This window comes from Nonlabens sp. YIK11, assembly GCF_001413925.1.
Classification (GTDB): Bacteria; Bacteroidota; Bacteroidia; order Flavobacteriales; family Flavobacteriaceae; genus Nonlabens.
Genome location: NZ_LBMJ01000001.1, coordinates 79092 through 100837 on the forward strand (window position 1 = coordinate 79092; position 21746 = coordinate 100837).

Consider the following 21746-nt stretch of genomic DNA (forward strand, 5'->3'; position numbering starts at 1 on the left):
AAGGAATTCGCTTTCGCGAAAGCGAACTACCATAAATTAATTGAAACGAGTATTTCTATCATTAGGATCTGACCCACCAAACTTCGATAATTTGTAGGTGAAACTAAGCATGAAGTAACGTTCCAATACCAGGCTGCTGGTATCCTGAACATAATCTTGAGTAGCTACACGACGGGTACCAATAACTTGATCTAAAATATCGTAGGCCTTTAATTTTACAACTGCCTTATCCTTTGCAAACTTGTAGCCCAAACTACCTATCAAGACAAAACTGTCATTATCAAATTCATCAGAAACATTACCATAGCGATTGTATTCTCCTCTAAGTCCCAATGTGACATTCTCTGGCCATAAAGTAAGCAAGTCAATATTCAAATTATGATTGGTGAACTCTTGATCCTGGATACTACTAATATCATAGGATGTTGAGTTGAGATTTAAGTTGTAGTCCAGAGTCAATTCAAAAATATCACGAATGGAATATTCGAATCTAGCACCTGGAGTTATTCCAAAGGTTTCACTGTTAAATCGCTGTCCGTTAGTAAAGGATACATTGCGGTTATAGTTTCCGTTCAATGAAAGATTCCCACCTATGTCACGTTTATCCTTTTTCCATTTTTTATTGTAACTGCTGTATAAGAATCCTCTACGATTTCCATCGACGTTGACATAGGTAGTCGTACGTATCAAATCCTGGTCTGTGGTGGTTATCGCAGCGACATCATTAGTATTGATGTCATAATTACCACCCATGAAAAAACCTTCTCCTTTTTCCCAATTGTAATTACTCAAATTAATCCTGATGCTATGGGTTACCGATGCATCGAGATCTGGATTACCTTGGACAAGGTTCAATGGATTGGTTCTGTCAACAACAGGTTGCAGTTGTCTAACGCTAGGTACATTTACACTGTTGTTGTAATTCAAATTAACCCTACCGAATTTCCCAATTCTTTGTCGCACGCTAGCCTGCAGGAATATATTCTCAAAGCTTTTATCAAAACTCACCTGCTGCAATACGTCTTCACTTTCAAGGGTTTGAAAAATATATCCTGTATTGAATTCCAGTCGTAGGTCATTCTTCTCGTATTCAACACCTATTTCTGGACGTTGCTGGACGCTATTCACATCAAAGTCATTACTCAAAGCTTGATTGAAGGTCCTAGTCCCAGAAGCGTTTTCAATATCAAAAACACTACGTTCACTGCTTTGATCTCTGTATTGATAATTATACTCTACAGAGGCTCTCCAATTGCTATCTAAAGCTTGTCGGTATCTAGGGCTAAAATTGTATCGGGTATTGGTCGTTTTTTGATTGATGATCTGGTTTTGAATCTCTGTGGTAGGTGTGTTTCCTGAAAAGGTATTACGTTCAGAGTTAAAACGATCCTGTGAATCATTTTGGTCATCTTCAACGCTAGCATAAAAGCTTACAAAACTTCCCTTTGTTTTTAATCTGCGGCTTACGTAGATATTTCCTTCTAAATTCCTGTTGTCAGATTCTGAACTACTGGTGGAATTTAAGTTGTTAATGGTATTACCATCTTCATCAAATGAGGTAGATGATCTTTCAGAAAAATCAGAGTTATTGGATAAGGTACCGCCAGGTCTAAATGTTATAGAAGTTAGCGTGTCAGGTTTTACTTCAATTCGACCACCAAAACGATGATTGTCACCTACTCTATTACTCGCATTACTACTATTGGTTGAAAAGGTACGATCTGGTAAAAAAGTAGTTCTTCTAGTCTCTGTTTCAGAGCGGTTATCAGATTTCCCATAAAAGTAATTCCCGTCAGCTTCAACAATTTCTCCAAATTCATTACTGATGTTCATTCCTGCAGACCTGCTGCTCGTGATTCCAGAATTGTTACCGTTATAAAGCCCAGACAAACCGCCTTGGCCTCCAGAGAAAACGCTATTGCCAATAGCATCATAAACCTCATCAAATGAAAAACCTGGACTGTTGATGTTATTGCTACTTCCTAGAACACTTACCCTAAGATCCTCCTTAAAATAATTTACAATACCACTCATGGAGTAGCGGTCATCAGTTCCACCGCCAGCAGTGAGTCGTGAGAACCAGCCTTTATTTTTATCCTCGTCAATGGTGATATTGATCTCGCTCGCATTATCATCGCCATCATCACCAGATTGACGCTGTTCGTCAGTTTTGGACTCAGTTACCTGAATTTTATCAATAATTTCCTTCGGTAAATTTTTAAGAGCAACTTGTGGGTCATCGCCAAAGAACTCTTTACCGTTTACTAAAATTTTAGTCACAGATTTACCGTTCACGGTGATGTTTCCATCTGTGTCCAGTTCAACTCCTGGCAATTCCTTGATGACATCTTCAAGCGTCGCGTCTGCTCTAGTGTTGAAGGATTTTGCATTAAATTCAAGAGTGTCCTTCTTGAGGGTTATAGGCGCCTTTCTCGCAGTAACGACAACGTCGCCCAGCGATTCTATGTCATTGCTAAGTAAAATAGTTCCCATATCGATCTGCCGACCTTTACTCAAATCGATGACCTTAGCTATCTCTTGATAGCCTTGGAAAGAGGTGTAAAAGTTTAAAAGTTCGTAGTTGGTATTCCCTGTCAGGTTGAATTTTCCATCAATATCTGTGATGGAATACGTGATCAAAGTAGAGTCCTCAACTGATTCTAGGAAAACGGTAGCGCTTAGTAGTTTTTGTCTCGTAAGTGAATCGGCAATAGATCCTGTTATTTCAAATTGCTGTGCGAACGTTAATGCGCTTAAAAGCAAAAACGCTGTGGTAGATAAAATTCTCTTCATTAGTCTGTATAGTCCATTCCTTCAACGTGTAGGAATAGCAATTATTACTTCTTCCTCATATATACGCTGACGGGAACACCATGAAAATCAAAGTTTTCACGTAGTTTGTTTTCTAAGAAACGCTTATAAGGTTCACGTACGTACTGCGGTAAATTACAGAAGAAGGCAAACTGTGGCTGTGGTGTAGGCAGCTGAGTTATAAATTTGATCTTTACAAACTTTCCTTTAAGTGATGGTGGTGGCGTATTTTCTATAATAGGCAACAACACCTCGTTAAGCTTACTGGTTTTGATCTTCTTGCTTCGGTTTTTGTAGACCTCAACTGCTGTTTCAATAGCTTTAAAAATACGTTGCTTGTTCAATACCGATATAAAAACTATAGGCACATCTGTAAAAGGTTCCATCTCTTGACGTATGCGTTTTTCATAATCACGCACGCTATTCGTTTCTTTTTCTACAAGGTCCCATTTATTGACCAGGATCACGATACCTTTTCGGTTGCGTTCTGCTAACCAAAAAATATTTTGCACCTGTCCGTCAAAACCTCTCGTAGCATCTAGTACCACCATACAAACATCACAATGTTCAATGGCACGCACGCTGCGCATCACGCTATAGAATTCTAGGTCTTCCTTGACTTTTTTCTTGCGACGTATTCCAGCCGTATCTACCAGGTTGAATTCAAAACCAAATCGGTTATACTTTGTATCAATAGAGTCTCTGGTCGTACCGGCAATGTCAGTGACGATATATCTATTCTCGCCTATAAGTGCATTGATAAAGGAAGATTTACCTGCATTAGGACGTCCTACAACAGCAAATCTTGGCAGATTCTCTTCTACTTCTTCTCTAGGCTCTGGCAGATTTTCTACAACAGCGTCCAGCAAATCACCAGTACCGCTACCACTTATACTTGAGATCGAATAATAATCACCCAATCCCAAATTATAAAATTCATAAGCCTCTTGTTCCCTAGATGGGTTGTCTACTTTATTGACGACCAACAGTACAGGTTTCTTGACCTTACGCAGTAACTGCGCGACATCTTCATCCTCGCGTGTGATACCATCTGCGGCATCCACCATGAATAGAATAACATCTGCCTCATCAATAGCAAGTTCTACCTGCTTGTCGATTTCCTCTTCAAAAACATCCTCGCTACCTATGGCATAACCACCGGTATCGATAACCGAAAAATCACGACCGTTCCAGTCGCTTTTCCCATAATGACGATCCCTTGTGACACCACTAACCGCATCTGTGATAGCCTCACGACGCTTGATCAATCTATTAAAAAGGGTGCTTTTACCAGTGTTGGGCCTACCAACAATTGCTACAATACTCATAATCCTGCTTTTGCAGCTGCAAAGGTAATTTTTTTAAAGTGCGCAACGGCTGCAATTAACGATAGAATGTGTGGACTCTTACAGTCTATTTATTTGCGGTTGGGATTGTTTTAGAGTTCGCTTTCGCGAAAGCGAAATTTATCCAACACCACTGCTACTTCTCACGGTCGATTACATAATCCACCATCGTGAGCAAGGATTGTTTGTATTCTGATTCTGGATAGGTATTGAGTATGTCCAAAGCGCGCTGTTTGTAGTCGTACATGGCCTTGACGGCATAATCCAAACCACCTGCATCCTTCACCAACTGTATCACTTCTTTAACCCGTTTTTTATCACGGTTATGTCGCTTTACAGAGTTTATGAGCCACTTTTTATCCTTTTTGGAAGCGTTGTTGAGCGTATAGATTAGCGGCAAGGTCATCTTTTGCTCCTTGATATCAATCCCAGTAGGTTTCCCTATGCGCTGGTTGCCATAATCAAAGAGGTCGTCTTTGATTTGAAAGGCCACACCTATAAGTTCACCAAATTTGCGCATCTTCTCAACGCTAGGGCTATCAGGTGATACCGCACAGGCACCTAAGCTACAACAAGCGGCAATGAGCGTGGCTGTCTTTTTAGTGATGATGTCGTAGTAAACCTCTTCCGTAATGTCCAGTCGTCTGGCTTTTTCTATTTGCAACAATTCACCTTCACTCATCTCACGCACTGCAACGCTAATGATTTGCAACAAATCAAAATCCTTGTTATCAATACTTAGAAGCAAGCCTTTAGAAAGCAGATAATCACCCACTAGAACGGCTATTTTATTCTTCCACAAAGAGTTGACTGAGAAGAATCCGCGTCTCTTGAGGCTATCGTCCACCACATCATCATGCACTAGGGTTGCCGTGTGAATCAACTCGATTACCGCGGCACCACGATAGGTGCGGTCATTGACCTGACCATTGCCTACCATTTTGGCCGTTAGGAACACAAACATAGGACGCATTTGCTTGCCCTTGCGGTTGACGATAAAGTAGGTAATGCGATTGAGCAACGGTATGCGCGACGCCATCGATAAACGGAATTTCTCTTCAAAGAGTTCCATCTCATAGGCGATAGGCTGCTTGATCTGTTCTACGATCTTCATGTTTCAAAGATAGGCGTCATTGATTTAGAAATCGAATGCTTAGCTATTTTTGCACGCCTGGAAATTGTAGAAAAAAACACGGGCAATTGTTTACCGTGATATTGCTTGAAAACCGGTTTAGAAAGGTGTTTTTGAATGTGTAAGTTATTCGCTTTCGCGAAAGCGAAATAAATATTCTAGGAAGATTTGTTAGCCAATTGACCGCAAGCTGCATCGATATCCTTACCACGACTGCGGCGTATGTTGACCACGATGCGATTCTTCTCTAACTCGTGCTCATACATATCAATAGCCTTGGTAGCCGCCTGCTCAAATCGTGCGTCATCTATACTGTTGTATTCTATGATATTGACCTTGCAGGGAATGACTTTACAAAATTCTACGAGCGCCTGGACATCTTCCATTTGATCATTGATCCCTTTCCACACGACGTATTCATAGGTGACTCTGGTACCGGTTTTCTCGTACCAGTATTTCAGGGCTTCTTTGATATCATCTAGTGGGAATTGCTCATTGAATGGCATGATCTTAACGCGTTTCTCATCAATGGCGCTGTGCAGTGAAAGTGCGAGGTTGAACTTGGGACGATCGTCTGCCAATTTCTTGATCATTTTAGGAACACCACTGGTAGAAAGTGTGATACGTTTAGGCGACATGCCTAGCCCGTCATCACCTGTGATCTTATCAATGGACTTAATGACATTCTTATAATTCATGAGCGGCTCGCCCATTCCCATGAATACAATGTTTGACAAGGGACGATTATAATAGGCGCGGCTTTGCTGGTCGATTGCCACTACTTGGTCATAAATCTCGTCTGGATTGAGGTTGCGCATGCGTTTTAAACGTGCCGTGGCACAAAACTCGCAATTCAAACTGCACCCTACCTGCGAGGAAACACAAGCCGTGGTCCTCGTAGGCGTTGGGATCATAACAGATTCCACCGTTAAACCATCGTGCAGTTTTACGGCATTTTTTATGGTACCATCGCTACTGCGCTGCATGTCGTCCACCCTAATATGGTTAATCACAAAATGTTGATCAAGGAACGCTCTGGTAGATTTTGAGATATTAGTCATGTCATCAAAATCATGTGCCCCTTTTTTCCATAACCACTCATAGATCTGATTGCCCCTAAAAGCTTTCTCACCACGATCCACACAATATTGGCGTAATTGTACTAGGTCCAGAGACCTGATATCGATTTTATTTGTTTGAGTTTGTTCCATAAAAAATGCGTCGCAAAATTAAGAAATCTCGCGACGCACTTAAGGTTTTAAAGAGCTTATTGCTTGATAATCTTTTTAGTGACGGTTTGACCGTTTGCTGTAAGCTTGATGAAATACAAACCATTTCCTGCGTTAGATAAATCCAATGTGTTGTTAGAAATTCCCGCAGCAGACTCCACAATCAATTGACCGTTCAAATTGAATACTTGATAGGCTACCTGTTGATCGCTGTCTATGGTGAATATGCCGCTGGATGGATTTGGGTAAATCCTTATATCCATTCTAGGCGATTCAAACGTAGTGTTACTCAAAGTAGAGAAATAAGATCCTTCTATGGATACGGCTCCTGTGTTATTAGGATCTAACCAATCTCTAAGTCGCTGTGCAGCGTTGGGACCATTAGACCAATTGTTATCAACTCGACCATATATATCAAAACCACCGTTATCTGAGGTACCATTACACGCTGCAGAACCTCCAGATAGCACTCCGATAATTTGTTCGTTTTGATTAAGTAGCATACTACCAGAAGATCCACCTTCCGTCACGCCATATTCCCAATCATTAATCAACCAGACTTGAGTACTAGGATTGTCATTGAAATTAAAAGGTGTTCTTGATGATATTTCATCGTTTCTTGAAAGTTTCATGATGTCTCCTGATGGGTGATGCAACCCCATTTGCGTAGTTGGAACGGATACGTTACTATTATTCCAGCCAGCATAATATAAATCCCAAACCGCAGGAGGCATCTGATTAATTAATAATAGCGCCATGTCGCTATTATCGTTATTCATTTTCACTGATCCACCACTTAAAACTCGAGTAGGTTGAGAAGGCCCATTAGTACCCGCAAAAGTGGCACAATCAGGCGTGTCGGTAAACCATTGAAAACCAAAGGCAAAATTATTTGAGTAACTCGCTCCTACTCCATTGACAGGTTTATTAGACCCAGTACCTAAGCAGTGATTTGCGGTTAAAAAATAGGGTGTACCATCCTCTGTCACGTTGTTTACCAATGATCCTGAACAAAAACCTGTGCCTCGAGAACTCGAAATAAGTAATCGACCAACTGAATTAATATGATTATCTCTAGCGGCGGTCCAGTTTTTAGAAGTCCGTGAACCTTGGTTTGGGTTACATAGCACGTCCACATTACACGCAAATGAATCGTTTAGATTTCCCACTTTCTCATTAGCATATACATCTATATAACCATGCGTAATTTTTTCAATACTCAAACGCCCTAATCCTTTTACTGCTTTAGGCTCATAATATTCCAGCCAGAAGTTGTCACCACTTATGATCCAAGTTCCCAGCACACCACTTTCTGAATTTTCATTAGAAGTATAGGGTCCAATTTTATCCGTTTTGGATTCATTATAAAGATATAGCTCACCTCCAGTTGGTATGCTGTACAAATCAAAGATTGCCCTCATGAAGTAAGCACCATTTGACTTTACATTTAATTTCCAAAGTCGATCTCCATTAGGCAGATCAGTCCAAGCTCCACTATTGTATAGATCTAATTGAACAGGCACATCCGCTCCTATGCGCAGCGCCTTATTGATACCATCGGCATTACTGGTCTTATCTTCTGCCTGGAGAGAAAGCACATCAACTTTGGGCAAAATTATAGGCTCTGGTTTAGTCAATGATTTCTCAATCATAGACCAACTTCTTGGAGCAACCTCATTAGTCACCTGCGCTGTGGTACAGAAGGCTATGCAGAATAGAAATAAAAACAAAGTATGTTTCATGGTAATTATTTTGGGGTGATGGAAATATACGATTTGAAATTAAAAAGCCCTTTATTCAAAACGAACAAAGGGCTTTTTATTAAACTTTTAGTTTCAATTAATCGATGATCAACATGGCGTCGCCATAGGTACTGAATCTATATTTCTCCTTCATCGCCACATCATAGGCCTTTTTAAGAAAATCATAACCTGCAAATGCAGCGGCCTGCATCATGAGTGTTGATTTAGGGTGATGGAAGTTAGTGATCATCGCATTTGCGATAGAGAACTCATATTCTGGGAAGATGAATTTATTAGTCCATCCATCAAAAGTATTTAAGTGACCGTCACTGCTAACGGCACTTTCCAATGATCTCATCGTCGTTGTTCCTACCGCGCAAATATTTCTTTTCTCATCAATGGCCTTATTCACGATGTTGCAAGTTTCTTGAGATATAAAAGCTTGCTCGCTGTCCATTTTATGTTTGGAAAGATCTTCCACCTCAACTGGTGAGAAGGTTCCCAAACCTATGTGCATGGTCACACTGGTTACATCAATGCCTTTGATCTCCATGCGCTTGAGCAAGTGCTTAGAGAAGTGTAATCCTGCCACTGGCGCGGCTACGGCACCTTCGTTAGAGGCATAGATCGTCTGGTAGCGTTCCTCATCTTCTGGTTCTACATCACGACCCAATTCTTTAGGAAGTGGTGTCTCACCCAACTCACGCAATTTCTTGCGGAACTCCTCATAAGTCCCATCGTACAAAAAGCGCAAGGTTCGCCCACGTGAGGTCGTGTTATCAATTACCTCAGCCACGAGACTCTCGTCCTCACCAAAATATAGTTTGTTACCAATCCTGATCTTACGAGCTGGATCTACAAGAACGTCCCACAACTTAGTCGTTGGGTTCAATTCTCTTAAAAGAAATACCTCGATGCGTGCTCCTGTTTTTTCCTTGTTACCATACAATCTGGCGGGAAAAACCTTGGTATCATTCATCACAAATACATCTTTCTCATCAAAATAATCGATGACATCCTTGAACATCTTGTGCTCTATCTCGCCTGTTTTCTTGTGCAGTACCATTAGGCGCGACTCGTCTCTATTCTCTACGGGATGTTGCGCTATAAGCTCCTCTGGCAGCTTATAACCAAATTGTGATAACTTCATTAAATTGATTTAATTATAATTTGCAAATATACGATCCTGAAATAGGCGTTGTCAAGTAAATGAGGACTTAAATTTCTGTAATATCGACGTTTACAAGCTTCAAATCATCCCAGTAGTCGCCATAGCTTTTAGAAACCACACCTGCATCATTGATTATCAGATCTGTTTTGAGACACAAAGGCGCAAAAGCCAGTGCCATGCGATGATCATTGTAGGTGTCGATTCGTACGGTCTTGTTAAACGGACTGTCGCTGGGAAAATGAAGATGGATAGAATTAGAGGTGGAAGTTATTTCGCTTTCGCGAAAGCGTGCCCCTTCAACCTCCATTGCAGCGATACGATCTGTTTCCTTGATACGTAAGGTGTGCAAACCAGTCATTTTTAAGTCGATACCCAAACCCAAACAGGTAGCAAAAATAGTTTGCGCCTGATCTGGCTGCTCAGTCAAATCAAATTCCAGGCCGTCAGGTTGCTCAAACTCTTGAGACTTTGTGAGCGTGATCTCGTTGGTACCGTATTGGGTTTTCACGCCCATTTTTTCATAAATGCTAGACAGCTGGGCATCACCTTGAAGACTTATCTGTTTGTAGGCACTCAGTTTAACGGTATATCCCGCAGGCTGCAGCGCTACCCAACCATACCAGTAGCCGGCACTGCTCCAGTCTGACTCAACGGTCACTTCTACTTGATCAATATTTTTTTGAGGCTGTATGCTTATGTGATTATCTTCAAAGGTTACCTGTAAACCTATGTCGGTCAACATGGTGGTGGTCATTTCTAAATAAGGTCTCGAGGTGAGTTTTCCTGAAAGTCGCAAATGCAGACCATTCTCCATCTGTGCACCTATGAGCAACAATGCACTCAAATACTGGCTGGAAACGCCAGCATCCATAGTCACTTCACCACCTTTGAGCGATTTACCTTCAATTTGCAATGGCGGATAACCTTCTTCTTCAACATAATCGATCTGGGCTCCTAGGTATCTTAAAGCATCTACCAGGATACCGATGGGACGCTCCTTCATGCGCTGGCTACCGGTGAGAATAACTTTTTTTCCTGGTTGGTTTGCCAGGTAAGCGGTCAAAAAACGCATTGCAGTTCCCGCGTGTCCTATATCCAGCGTCTGGGCATCGCTTTCCAGCGCGTGTTTTAAATGGACGGTATCGTCGCTATTGGAAAGGTTTGCTATACTTAGGTTAGGATATTGCTGCTGGAGTATGAGCAAGCGGTTGCTTTCGCTTTTAGAGCCTGTGATCTTGATCTCTACAGGTTCCTGAACTTTGGATTGAGAAGCTCTAAGTTTTAGATTCATATAGATTACTTGAGCTTGTCATTGTTATGATGACGATCGTGATCGCGATCTGTTTTGATTTGCAACTTTTTCGCGAAAGCGGCTTCCAGATCCGTTCCTGTCTGGTTAGCAAGGCAAAGAACAACAAACATCACATCTGCCAGTTCTTCTCCTAGATCCTTGTTTTTATCACTTTCCTTCTCGCTTTGCTCGCCGTATCGTCGCGCTATGATGCGGGCTACTTCACCAACCTCTTCAGTGAGCTGCGCCATGTTTGTCAATTCATTGAAGTATCTCACGCCGTGATTCTTAATCCAGGCGTCTACTTGTTCTTGTATTTGTTTGAGGCTCATTTAAATTTTCTTGAGGACGATTTTTTCTGCGTCTTTTGCCACTATAGCTGTGAAAAAATCTTTCCATTGTGGGTAATCTCCAGGCAGGACTTCCAGATCATTCATTTCAAAATTAGCTGATACGGTAACGACATTGCTGCGTGAAGATGTTAAGAATTGATAAGAACCACGCCCATTATTATATTCATATTTGATACTTTCTGGTAAAGACGCTACTTCATAACCATCAGGAATTTCAAAAGTCACAAAGGTTTTAGTGGATAATGGATACCCCAAAACTATTGGCAGCTTGCGATCTTCCATTTTAAATGGGTTTTCTATGTTGCTCTCGTTAAGTAATGGCGATATGTAAATCTTGTCTCCAATTTTTTCTGCAGCTCCATCCATCGCAATTTGATAAGAGAATTCGACCGGTTTATTGATCACATCAACATTTTTCAATTCCAAATCAGAAATCTCTAACCTAGGTACATCATCTTTCAAATATTTAGTGACGGTTTCCTCATCGCTTCTTGAATGATCCTTACGGTATGAGTAGGCCAATTGCTTGGTAAGACGTTTTTTAGAAGTCCCTTTGATTACCATATCCTCGTCAATGGCAACTTTGATCTGAGACATTTCGCTAGAATGGTTTTTAGGGGAAATATCAAGCCAGTATGATTCGCCATTAGGTAATAAGACTCTTCCTTGCCAGTTCATTGCTCTTAATGGTAGTGAACCTACTGGCAAAACCTCTTCAGTAGCGTCGAGCATCAATGTTTTATCGCCCATATTTATCACTGTAGCCACATAATTGAAACCGTTTCTTGTTGGAAAAAGTGGTATGCCGTTGTCCTTTGTACTAAGTAATACGGGATGTGCGTCAATATTTGCATTTTGCAGCATGGATGTAAGTAATAAGTTGATGTCACCTACATTACCAGAACCCTCTTTATAGGCGTCCTTTATTCCGTTTCTTGAAGTGAATCCATAATATCCATTCCATTTTACTTTACGTTTTACAAAGTCATATACCTTTTGGATTTTATCATCAACACTGGTAGATCCTTGTAAGGCAAACTCAAGTTCATCCTCATAAAACGGTTTGGTTTTCAATTGGTCACCAAACGTATCAAGTTCATAGATGGATTTTGCGACAGACTCCCAATTGGTACTCAATAATTCAATAGGTTCAGTAGGATATTTGATTGCAGCAAGTTCAAAAATAATCTTAGATCGATAAAGTGAAAGATCTCCAGCCATGGGTTCATCTTTAAGCGCTGGAATATTTTCAGTATCAAGAACAAGAACCTGATTACTCAATTCGTATTGCTGTGAAGAAAATTTTGTACTTACGGGACTGCCCATATCACCTCCAGAACGAGTCTTAGAATTGATCTTAATTTTATCAGCAGCTACAGATCGCTCTAAACTTGGGACGTATGAAGCTCTAGGATTAAAGAGAACATTATACGTGTAGTATTCTAACATCTCTATTCTAACATCTAATTTTTTGATGGGTATGTCATACTGCAAGTCAAGGTCATCGATAGCCATAAAAGGCGAAACAATGGAATACTCATATTCAATTATTGACCCAACTCTGACATCTGGCATTGTGAAGCTTGATTTTTTCCAGTACTCATTTATCTCTTCCTCAAACTCACCTGAGCTGCGCAACTTGACATCTTCTACCTTTCCATCATTTAGGGAGTACGTGTAGCCTTTCAAATTCTTCAAGCGTTCTCTTTTAGAACTGCTCTCGTCATAGAGTCTAACATTTTTGGTAGCGTATTCAAGACCTTCATCAGTATTGATTTTGATACGTTCATGAACATCTCTGTATTGAATGAATCCAGTTCCTTGAACATATCTAAACGTGACATGTTCTTTTCTAAATAAAACTTCTGCACTTGGAAGCTCTTCGCCGGCGATAGTGGTCGTTTCAAAATCACTTTCCTCTACTCTTCCAAAACGATAATCCTGTGCAAACGCTGTCAATGTGGTGAAAAGAACACCTATTAGTAAAAATAATCTCATATTAATTCAATTTTTTGAGCACTCCTCTGGCGTTGTCGTGCTTCACTATTTCTGCTTTAAATTTTCTAAAATCCTCATACTTTGACTTATCAAAAATCCCTGAAAATATTTCCAAGTGACGATCGACAACAATTGTATGATCATCTTCTATTTGAAAAGATAATTGGTACTTACCAAACTCTGCATCCAACGCAACCGAATCTGGCAAAGCATCAACGCTTAAACCATCTTCCAGCTTTATCTCATAATGATCTTCATCCACATAATCCCTATCAATTTCAAAATCTAAATTGCGGCTTGTATATGATGGTGGCTCTACGGTGTTTCTATTAAGAACATTGGGTTGGAATAAGAGAAGGTCACCGGTCTTGGAGCCATAACTCGGTATCTTGATAGATAGATCCTCCTCAAACATAGGGATGGATTTCTCGCTTGAATTACTAGCTTCAAGTATGGTAAGTCCATTCAGGTAACTCCACTGTTCTAAATAACTGTTTTTGAGATCTGAGCTGTTTTGAAAGCCTAAGTGACTGCGCCAGGCAAACTGCACTCCTTCTGATTTTATATTGACGTCTCCAGTTACGCTGCCTTCTTGATTGATTTTAAACAAGGCTGTTGTATGCTGCGCACTTTCATTAGGTTCATAACTTGAAGTTCGTACCAGTTTTCCACCTTGAGGCGTGATTACCAGCGCATCTCTATCATCTGTAAAATCTGACATGTAACCAAATGGTGCCGTTTTACTCGTGCATTCCAGCCAGAAATCCTTTTCCCCTTCAAGCTCTGGTAGATAGAGAATCACATGATTCCCTTCAGTCATAGAGAAGTCCTTATCCATGCTTATCTTTTCTCTACCACCATAAATTGCTGCATAATAGGATGTAACACCAACTGTATTCATTAAGGCCATCGTGTAATTGGACAAACCTTTACAGTCTCCATATGCCATTTTGTGAACCTCTGCGGCTTCGATAGGTTTCCAACCACCTATTCCAACTTGAACGCTTATATATCGAGATCTATCCTGAACGTATTGGTAGACTATTTGAGCCTTTTCTTTATCTGTTTTGGCATCTTTAGTTAATTCAAGAATTTCCTGTTTGACCTCATCAGGTAACGCTTCTGTTCCTGTTAAAAGTTCATCGTGCATCCATTTACCGAAATCATTCCAATCATTATTGATTCCTGTAACGCCTTCCATCACAAAATCCTTGAGCGCAAATTTGACGTGCGGTGCAAAGCTTTTAAAATCTGGTCGATAGGCTTCACTTTTGATAGCAGCTAGTTCTTTAGCTTCATAATGTAGATCACCCAGTTTTTTAATGCCATAACCTTCCAAGTTGTTTTCCTTGTATTTGACCTGGGTACTTGAGTTATTAATGATCTTGAAAGTGCTGGACTCTGTACTGCAATAAAAATTCTCTAATGGCATCCATTGAGGTAGAAAGGCAGTAGACCTTAGTTGTACTTCGGCGGTGTAATGAATAGTGACAGGAAAAGATCGTGGTGTGTATTCCAAATATTTGACTCTATCATCTGCATATAAGGTTCCAGAACTCACGGCGCTAGCGTCTCTAAAATCTCGCTCCTTAAATTTATTTATCTCGTTGCCTAAGGCATCGTAAATAACAGCCTCTAAATCCTTAATTTTTCTCGTATCGCTATAGCCTTGATATGCGTTGACATAGTTCATGCCGGTCTCATTGAAGACCGTCACAACCCTATCTTCAGTTACTGTTATCTCATCGATATCATCTATTTCTACAACTACATCTTGCTTGCGGATAACCGCATTCGTATTTTCCTTCAAATGTGAAGGAATGGTTATCGAGACAAGTTTGGAATCCATTTGAGCTGGGCACCAGGCAAAACTAAAAAGGAAAAAAAATAAGAGTGGAGTTGTAATATTCTTCATACAAACGACAAAATATGGCTTTTTTAGGTTTTGTTAAAGAACAATACAAAACTTAACGCACTGTTAAAGGATGTCTTTCTATTAATCGATAATCATTCTTCTTTACTATCGATAATTATAGTGACAGGACCATCATTGACCAGTCTCACTTGCATATCTGCCCCAAAGGAACCTGTGGGAATGGATTTATTTCGCTTTCGCGAAAGCGAACTCACAAAAGCCTCGTACAATGGTATGGCAACTTCTGGCTTTGCTGCATTGATATAACTGGGACGATTCCCTTTTTTAGTTTGTGCATACAAAGTGAATTGGGATACCACCAAGATATCGCCGTCAATCTCATCAATACTTAAATTCATCTTTCCAGTATTGTCGGCAAATACGCGTAAGCCACAAATCTTGCGCACCAGGTAATCGATGTCCTCACTGGTGTCTGTGGCCGTGATGCCAATCAAAACCAGCAATCCACGATTAATGGAACCTAGGCTTTGTCCACCACTATGCACACTGGCATTAGAAACTCTCTGTACGACTACTCTCATTGAATGGCGTGTTTATCAGTGCGGTAATTATCCTCATCGCCATTGACGATCTGGACATAACTCTCATAACGACTTAGGTGGATTTCATCGTTCTCAACAGCTTCCTTGACGGCGCATTTAGGCTCTTCTATATGTAAGCAATTATGAAACTTACAGTCTTGTTGACGCGATGCGATCTCTGGAAAATAGCCGCCTATTTCTTCTTTTTCCATATCCACAACTCCAAAACCTTTGATTCCAGGCGTGTCGATCAAACGAGCGCCAAAACTTAGGTCAAACATTTCGGCAAAGGTCGTCGTATGTTGACCTTGCTGGTGCTGGTCAGAAATCTTTTTGGTTTTTAAGTCCAGTCCGGGCTCGACTGCGTTTGCTAACGTGCTTTTTCCAGCACCACTGTGGCCAGCAAACATGCTCGTTTTTTCCTGCATTTTCTCTTTTACCTGATCTATGTTCTTACCGGTTTCTGCACTTATGGCGATGCACTCGTACCCTATAGATTTGTAGAGATGCATGAGGTAGCGCACCTCATCAAGCTCTGTCATCGTGAGCATCTCTTCACCCGTTTCTTTATCGATGGCAACTTGATCCTGATCGTCATTATAGGTATCAATTTTGTTGAATACCAAAACAGCAGGAATATGATACGCCTCTGCCGTGACTAAAAATCGATCAATGAACGAGGTAAATGTTGGCGGATTATTTAAGGTGACCAGAAGAAAAACCTGATCGACATTTGCCGCGATGATGTGCGTTTGCTTAGAAAGGTTTACTGATTTGCGAACGATGTAATTCTCGCGCTCATGAATGACATTGATGATGCCTATTTCTTCATCACCTTTTTTCTCGATCTCAAAATCAACTTGGTCACCTACAGCAACAGGATTGGTACTCTTGATTCCCTTTAAACGGAATTTACCCTTGATTCTACAAGAATAAAAAGCACCATCAGTTCCTTTTACCTCGTACCAACTACCGGTCGACCTGTAAACGATTCCCGTCATTTAGTTTTTGAGTGAGTTTTTCATATTCAAAATTAAGGTATTTGAAAAGAGAAAGTAAACTCTTCTCAAACACCTTTGCTTCAATGCTTCTTATTTTGAAATGTTTACAATCTTCTCTTGGTGATTGATGGATTCCTGGTGTATCGCTTTGAAAACCTTAAGAATGAATTCCTCACTTAAACCATGACCTTCACCTTCCAGGATCATTTTCCCTAGAATCTCGTTCCATCTTTTGGATTGTAATACGGCTACGTTTCTGGATTTTTTCAATTCACCTATGGAGTCTGCCGTTTTCATACGCTTGCCCAACGTCTCAATTAGGGCATTGTCAATTACATCAATCTGTGCACGCAATTGTCCCAGTTTTGCTTGATATCCAGCCTCATCGTCCATCTCTTTACGTATTTTCAAATCCTTGGTGATCTGGATCAAACTCGATGGTGTTACTTGCTGTGCGGCATCACTCCAGGCATTGTCTGGATCTATGTGCGTCTCGATCATCAAACCATCATAGTTAAGATCAAGCGCGGTTTGGGATACTTCTAGAATCATATCACGTTTTCCCGTAATGTGTGATGGATCACAGATAAGCGGTATGTCTGGATATTTCGTTTGAAAATCCACAGCAATTTGCCATTCTGGATTGTTACGGTACTTTGATTTATCATAGGTGGAGAAACCTCTATGGATCACACCTAGATTTTTGATGTTTGCAGTATATAATCGCTCCAAAGCTCCAATCCATAAAGCTAGATCTGGATTGACTGGATTCTTTACCAAAACCACTTTATCAGTTCCTTCCAGTGCATCTGCAATTTCCTGGACAATAAATGGACTCACGGTAGATCGTGCACCTATCCATAGAAGATCGATATCGTGTTCTAGAGCAAGATCCACGTGGGCTTTGTTGGCTACCTCGGTAGCGGTAAGCAGTCCAGTTTCCTTTTTGGCTTTTTGAAGCCACTTCAATCCTATGGCGCCTACTCCTTCAAAGTTTCCTGGTCGTGTTCTAGGTTTCCAGATTCCTGCACGTAAATATGTGGTATCACTTTCCTTCAGTTCATGGGCGATCTTGAGGACTTGTTCTTCAGTTTCTGCACTACAAGGTCCCGCGATTACTAACGGATGGTTCAATTGATGGGCGTCCAGCCAGTTACTGTACTCTTTCTTATTTTCCATTTTGTATTCCTTTTAAAATCGTTTTTATTCGGTTGGTTTGTTCCATATCGTCAAATATGGCTTTGTAGTTATTGTTGTTTACGCTTTCGCGAAAGCGAACTAAATTTTCAATATATCCGTCCAGCGAGTCCAGGACGTGTTTCTTATTCTGCGCAAAAATGGGCGTCCACATCGCTGGCGAACTTTTGGCCAGGCGTACGGTGCTTTCAAAACCACTGCCGGCGAGGTCAAAAATGTCCTGCTCTACTTGTTCTTCCTGTATCACCGTCTTTCCCAACATGAAGCTTGAGATATGTGATAGGTGGGAAACAAATGCGATGTGCCTATCGTGAGTAAGTGGCGTCATGTATCTCACTCTCATTCCAAGTACGTCAAATATTTCTTTGGCCATTTCTTGCAGCTTGAATGCGGTTTTTTCTACCTCGCAAACAATCATGGTTTTATCATTAAACAGGGATTTTATCGCGGCGTCTGGCCCAGAAAACTCTGTTCCCGCAATGGGATGTGCCGCGAGAAACTGTCTTCTATTCTTGTGGTTCTCTACCGTTTTGCAAATCTCTTCTTTAGTAGAGCCCACATCCATGACCAGCGCCAGTTCTGGCACAAGATCCAGCACCTGTGGCAATACTTCAAGAGCTGCATCTACAGGAACCGAAATCAAAACAAGGTCTGCATTAACCACGTCTTTTATACTAGCTACCTGATCCACGATACCATTTTCTACCGCACGTTTTGCATGCGACTCATTCTGATCAACACCGTAAAAAACAGCATCCTTGAAATGCTCCCGCAAGTCTAGCAACATGGATCCACCTATCAGGCCGGTTCCTATAAGAAATACGTTTTTCATGCGTTCTCTTTTTTGGATACCCTATCAAGCATTGTAGCTATTTCCTCTTCCTTTACACAAAGAGAAAACCGAACGTAGCCAGCACCGTTCTTACCAAAGATACTTCCTGGTGTAATGAAGATGTGCTTGTTATGCAACACATCATCCACAAACTCCTTATCGTCATGTATGCCATCTGGTAACTTGCACCATACAAATAAACCACCAGTTTGCGGTTCTGGTTTTAGGTTGAGAGCATGTGCAACTTGTAGTGTCAATTCTCTTCTTTTGGTATAGGTTTCATCTTGATTTGCTAGCCATAGCGCATCGGTTTTTAAGGCTGCGATGGCGCCTTTTTGTACACCGTAGAACATACCGCTGTCCATATTGGTCTTGACTTTAAGAACTTCTTTCAATACTTCTGCATTTCCTGTCAACATCCCAACACGCCAGCCAGCCATGTTGAAGGTTTTACTGATGGAATTAAGCTCCAGCGCACAATCCAATGATCCTTCTACTTGATGGATGCTGATCTTTTTTTCATAACCTACACAAGAGTATGGATTATCGTTAACGACCAGAATATCATGCTTGCGCGCAAACGCGACTAGTTTTTCAAAAACTTCAATATTTCCCGCGGCACCTGTAGGCATGTTGGGGTAATTGGTCCACATAAGTTTTACTTTGGATAGATCCAATTGTTCCAGAGCCTCGAAATCTGGCATCCAGTGGTGATCTGCAGTAAGATGGTAAGTCACGGCTTGCGCCTCACATAATTGGGTCGCACTCGCATAGGTAGGATAGCCAGGATCTGGAATCAAGACCTGATCGCCTGGATTTAAAAATGCAAGTGAGATGTGCAAAATACCTTCTTTACTTCCCATCAAGGGTATGATCTCTGTCTCTGGGTTAAGCTGAACATGGTAGTACGACTGATAAAAATCTGCCATCGCCTGGCGCAATTCTGGCAAGCCCAGGTAACTCTGGTAGCCGTGCGCCTTGTCATCCTGCAATGCTTCTATTAGTGCTGGGATCACATGATCTGGAGGCAGCAAGTCTGGACTGCCTATACCTGCATTGATAATAGGTTTGCCTTCATTCATCAATGCGCGTACCTCGCGTAATTTTGTGGCGAAGTAATATTCTTGAACGCTATCAAGTCTTTTTGCTGTTGCTATCATAATGTAGCGCTTTTATAAATTCCTAAGACCGTCAACTCTTTTATGTACGGCTGGATTTGCTGTCTTGCTTTGGTAAATTGATCTAATGCCTCAAATTCTAGGTCTGCCACAAAAGAGAATAGAAAAGGCTTATCCACAATTGGAATGGACTGAATTTTAGTAAGGTTGATGCGCTGTGCGCCAAAAATCGTCAATATACGCGCCAGCGATCCAGCCTCGTGACTGCTCACAAAGTTGATCGTCGCCTTGTTGGGTTCCTGTTGATCCTCTTGTTCCTTTTCTACCACTACAAATCTGGTAGCGTTGTTTTTGATTTCTTGAATGTCACTGGCAATAATGTCCAGATCATAGATGGTCGCTGCGATGCTGGACGCTATGGCTGCGATACCTTTTTTGCCATCGCGCTGTATACGGTAGGCCGCTGCCGCAGTATCATCAGTTTCTACCAGTTTTATTTCAGGATAGTCTCTAAAGAATGGCTTGCATTGCAACAAAGCCATGGGATGCGATTGCACCTCGACAATATCATCCAGTGATTGACCCTTGAGAGCCATGAGTTGGTGGTCAATGTCCAGATAGCACTCTGCAGTAATGTTCAGCCCATTTTCACTAATCAGTGTATAATTAGGCAAGATGCTACCAGCGATGGAATTGCCTATGGCCATGACGCCTTTATCCACATCGCCTTGAGCCACGGCACGACTCAATTGGTCAAAAGTGCTGCACTCCAGCAGCTCGACCTCTCCATACAATAGATCAGCCACTTGATGGTGGTACGATCCCTTTACACCTTGTATTGCAACCTTCATTTGGTCCTATAAAAAAAGTCCTGAATGATTCAGGACTTTATTGTGAGTGATATATTTTAAATTACTTCAATAGAGTCCGTTCTTCCATAAAATAGAAGTAGTAACGTGACCAGAAGTAAGTTGTTGAATTCATAATAAGTGGCTAATGTAAAATACTTTATTTAAAACACATAGAAAAAACTTAATATTTAAATAAAAAGATTACGATAACGTTATTGTTGTGGATAATGTTATCGCTTTCGCGAAAGCGAACTCTTCACAATTCCTATCTTTACCTTATGTCTATTGAAGTTTCCAACATCACTAAAACATACGGCAGCCAAAAGGCGCTGGATGACGTTTCATTCTCCATTAAATCTGGAGAGATCGTTGGCTTTTTGGGGCCCAATGGTGCTGGAAAATCTACCATGATGCGTATTCTAACGACTTATCTCAATGCAGATGAAGGCACCGCGACAGTCAATGGAAAAAATGTAACGACTGAATCCAGAGCGGTACAAAGTTCCATAGGCTACCTGCCAGAGAACAACCCGCTATATCCAGATATGTATGTGAAGGAATACCTCGCATTTAGCGCTAGTATTTATAAGGTTTCAAACGCTTCCCAGCGCATTGAAGCCGTGATTCTGGAAACGGGTCTGGAATCACATAAGAACAAAAAGATCCAAGAGCTTTCCAAAGGTTACAAACAACGTGTAGGTCTGGCCAATGCCTTGCTGCACGAGCCCAAAGTCTTGATCCTTGATGAACCTACCACAGGTCTAGATCCCAATCAACTGGTAGAGATACGCAGTCTGATACGCAAAGTATCCCAAAACACGACCATCCTACTTTCTACGCATATTATGCAAGAAGTTGAGGCCATGTGTGATCGAGTGATCATCATCAATAAAGGACAAATCGTCGCCGATGATTATCTAAAGAATCTCAAAAGCGATGAGATCCAGGTAATCGATGTTGAGTTTGACTATCGTGTGGAACCAGAATTGTTACAGCGCATACCTCTAGTGCGCGAAGTCAAAGAACTTCACGGCTTCAATTACCGATTGCGTTTTGAAACCAAAAAAGACCAGCGCAGCGGCGTTTTTGATTTTGCCCATGATAATGAATTGAAGATTCTTTCCTTAAATAAAAGAAACAAGAATCTGGAAGCGATGTTTCAGGAGTTGACGGGTGAATAAAAATCTAACTTTGTCCTTTGTACTTCTTACTAAATA

17 protein-coding genes are annotated in these 21746 nt (G+C 41.1%); 1 reads left to right on the forward strand and 16 read right to left on the reverse strand.

Annotated features, from left to right (window positions below; translation table 11 throughout):
* Positions 1-36 precede the first annotated feature (36 nt).
* The 16 genes from AAU57_RS00345 to AAU57_RS00420 all read right to left on the reverse strand — a co-directional run bounded on the left by AAU57_RS00345 (position 37) and on the right by AAU57_RS00420 (position 20529).
* On the reverse strand, positions 37-2793 hold the full coding sequence (locus tag AAU57_RS00345) for an outer membrane beta-barrel protein (RefSeq protein WP_055411023.1): 2757 nt from the start codon (positions 2791-2793) through the stop codon (positions 37-39).
* 44 nt (positions 2794-2837) lie between these two features.
* Positions 2838-4142: a ribosome biogenesis GTPase Der gene (gene der, locus AAU57_RS00350; protein WP_055411024.1), complete on the reverse strand. Its 1305-nt coding sequence runs from the start codon at positions 4140-4142 to the stop codon at positions 2838-2840.
* Positions 4143-4293: 151 nt separating this feature from the next.
* Positions 4294-5271, reverse strand: a complete 978-nt coding sequence (locus AAU57_RS00355) for a polyprenyl synthetase family protein (RefSeq protein WP_055411025.1) — start codon at positions 5269-5271, stop codon at positions 4294-4296.
* 176 nt (positions 5272-5447) lie between these two features.
* Complete coding sequence (gene rlmN / locus AAU57_RS00360; RefSeq protein WP_055411026.1) at positions 5448-6500, reverse strand: 23S rRNA (adenine(2503)-C(2))-methyltransferase RlmN; 1053 nt, start codon at positions 6498-6500, stop codon at positions 5448-5450.
* Between the two features lie 56 nt (positions 6501-6556).
* Entirely contained in the window at positions 6557-8260 is a 1704-nt protein-coding gene (locus tag AAU57_RS00365) for a T9SS type A sorting domain-containing protein (RefSeq protein ID WP_055411027.1), read from the reverse strand.
* A gap of 97 nt (positions 8261-8357) precedes the next feature.
* A complete protein-coding gene (gene queA, locus AAU57_RS00370; RefSeq protein WP_055411028.1) occupies positions 8358-9410 on the reverse strand; it encodes a tRNA preQ1(34) S-adenosylmethionine ribosyltransferase-isomerase QueA in 1053 nt (350 codons plus the stop codon).
* Between the two features lie 67 nt (positions 9411-9477).
* Positions 9478-10722 carry a 3-phosphoshikimate 1-carboxyvinyltransferase gene (locus tag AAU57_RS00375; RefSeq protein ID WP_055411029.1) on the reverse strand — a complete coding sequence of 415 codons (1245 nt, stop codon included), beginning with the start codon at positions 10720-10722 and terminating at the stop codon, positions 9478-9480.
* Positions 10723-10727: 5 nt separating this feature from the next.
* The gene (locus tag AAU57_RS00380) at positions 10728-11054 is read right to left on the reverse strand and encodes a nucleotide pyrophosphohydrolase (protein WP_055411030.1); all 327 of its coding nucleotides are present in this window, start codon (positions 11052-11054) and stop codon (positions 10728-10730) included.
* Positions 11055-13073, reverse strand: a complete 2019-nt coding sequence (locus tag AAU57_RS00385) for a DUF3857 domain-containing protein (protein ID WP_055411031.1) — start codon at positions 13071-13073, stop codon at positions 11055-11057.
* A gap of 1 nt (position 13074) precedes the next feature.
* Positions 13075-14922 (reverse strand): DUF3857 domain-containing transglutaminase family protein, encoded by a 1848-nt coding sequence (locus AAU57_RS00390; RefSeq protein ID WP_055411032.1) that lies wholly within the window; start codon positions 14920-14922, stop codon positions 13075-13077.
* A gap of 158 nt (positions 14923-15080) precedes the next feature.
* The gene (gene dtd, locus AAU57_RS00395) at positions 15081-15530 is read right to left on the reverse strand and encodes a D-aminoacyl-tRNA deacylase (protein ID WP_055411033.1); all 450 of its coding nucleotides are present in this window, start codon (positions 15528-15530) and stop codon (positions 15081-15083) included.
* On the reverse strand, positions 15527-16531 hold the full coding sequence (gene rsgA, locus AAU57_RS00400; protein WP_055411034.1) for a ribosome small subunit-dependent GTPase A: 1005 nt from the start codon (positions 16529-16531) through the stop codon (positions 15527-15529). Before rsgA ends, dtd begins: the two co-directional genes overlap by 4 nt.
* A gap of 90 nt (positions 16532-16621) precedes the next feature.
* On the reverse strand, positions 16622-17710 hold the full coding sequence (locus AAU57_RS00405; protein ID WP_055411035.1) for a bifunctional 3-deoxy-7-phosphoheptulonate synthase/chorismate mutase type II: 1089 nt from the start codon (positions 17708-17710) through the stop codon (positions 16622-16624).
* Positions 17700-18560, reverse strand: a complete 861-nt coding sequence (locus tag AAU57_RS00410; protein WP_055411036.1) for a prephenate dehydrogenase — start codon at positions 18558-18560, stop codon at positions 17700-17702. Before AAU57_RS00410 ends, AAU57_RS00405 begins: the two co-directional genes overlap by 11 nt.
* Entirely contained in the window at positions 18557-19720 is a 1164-nt protein-coding gene (locus AAU57_RS00415) for a pyridoxal phosphate-dependent aminotransferase (RefSeq protein ID WP_055411037.1), read from the reverse strand. The genes AAU57_RS00410 and AAU57_RS00415 overlap by 4 nt, the downstream gene beginning before the upstream one ends.
* Entirely contained in the window at positions 19717-20529 is an 813-nt protein-coding gene (locus AAU57_RS00420) for a prephenate dehydratase (RefSeq protein WP_055411038.1), read from the reverse strand. The genes AAU57_RS00415 and AAU57_RS00420 overlap by 4 nt, the downstream gene beginning before the upstream one ends.
* 278 nt (positions 20530-20807) lie before the next feature.
* On the opposite strand from AAU57_RS00420, the gene gldA reads away from it, so the two are divergent.
* Complete coding sequence (gene gldA, locus AAU57_RS00425) at positions 20808-21710, forward strand: gliding motility-associated ABC transporter ATP-binding subunit GldA (protein ID WP_055411039.1); 903 nt, start codon at positions 20808-20810, stop codon at positions 21708-21710.
* Positions 21711-21746 lie beyond the last annotated feature (36 nt).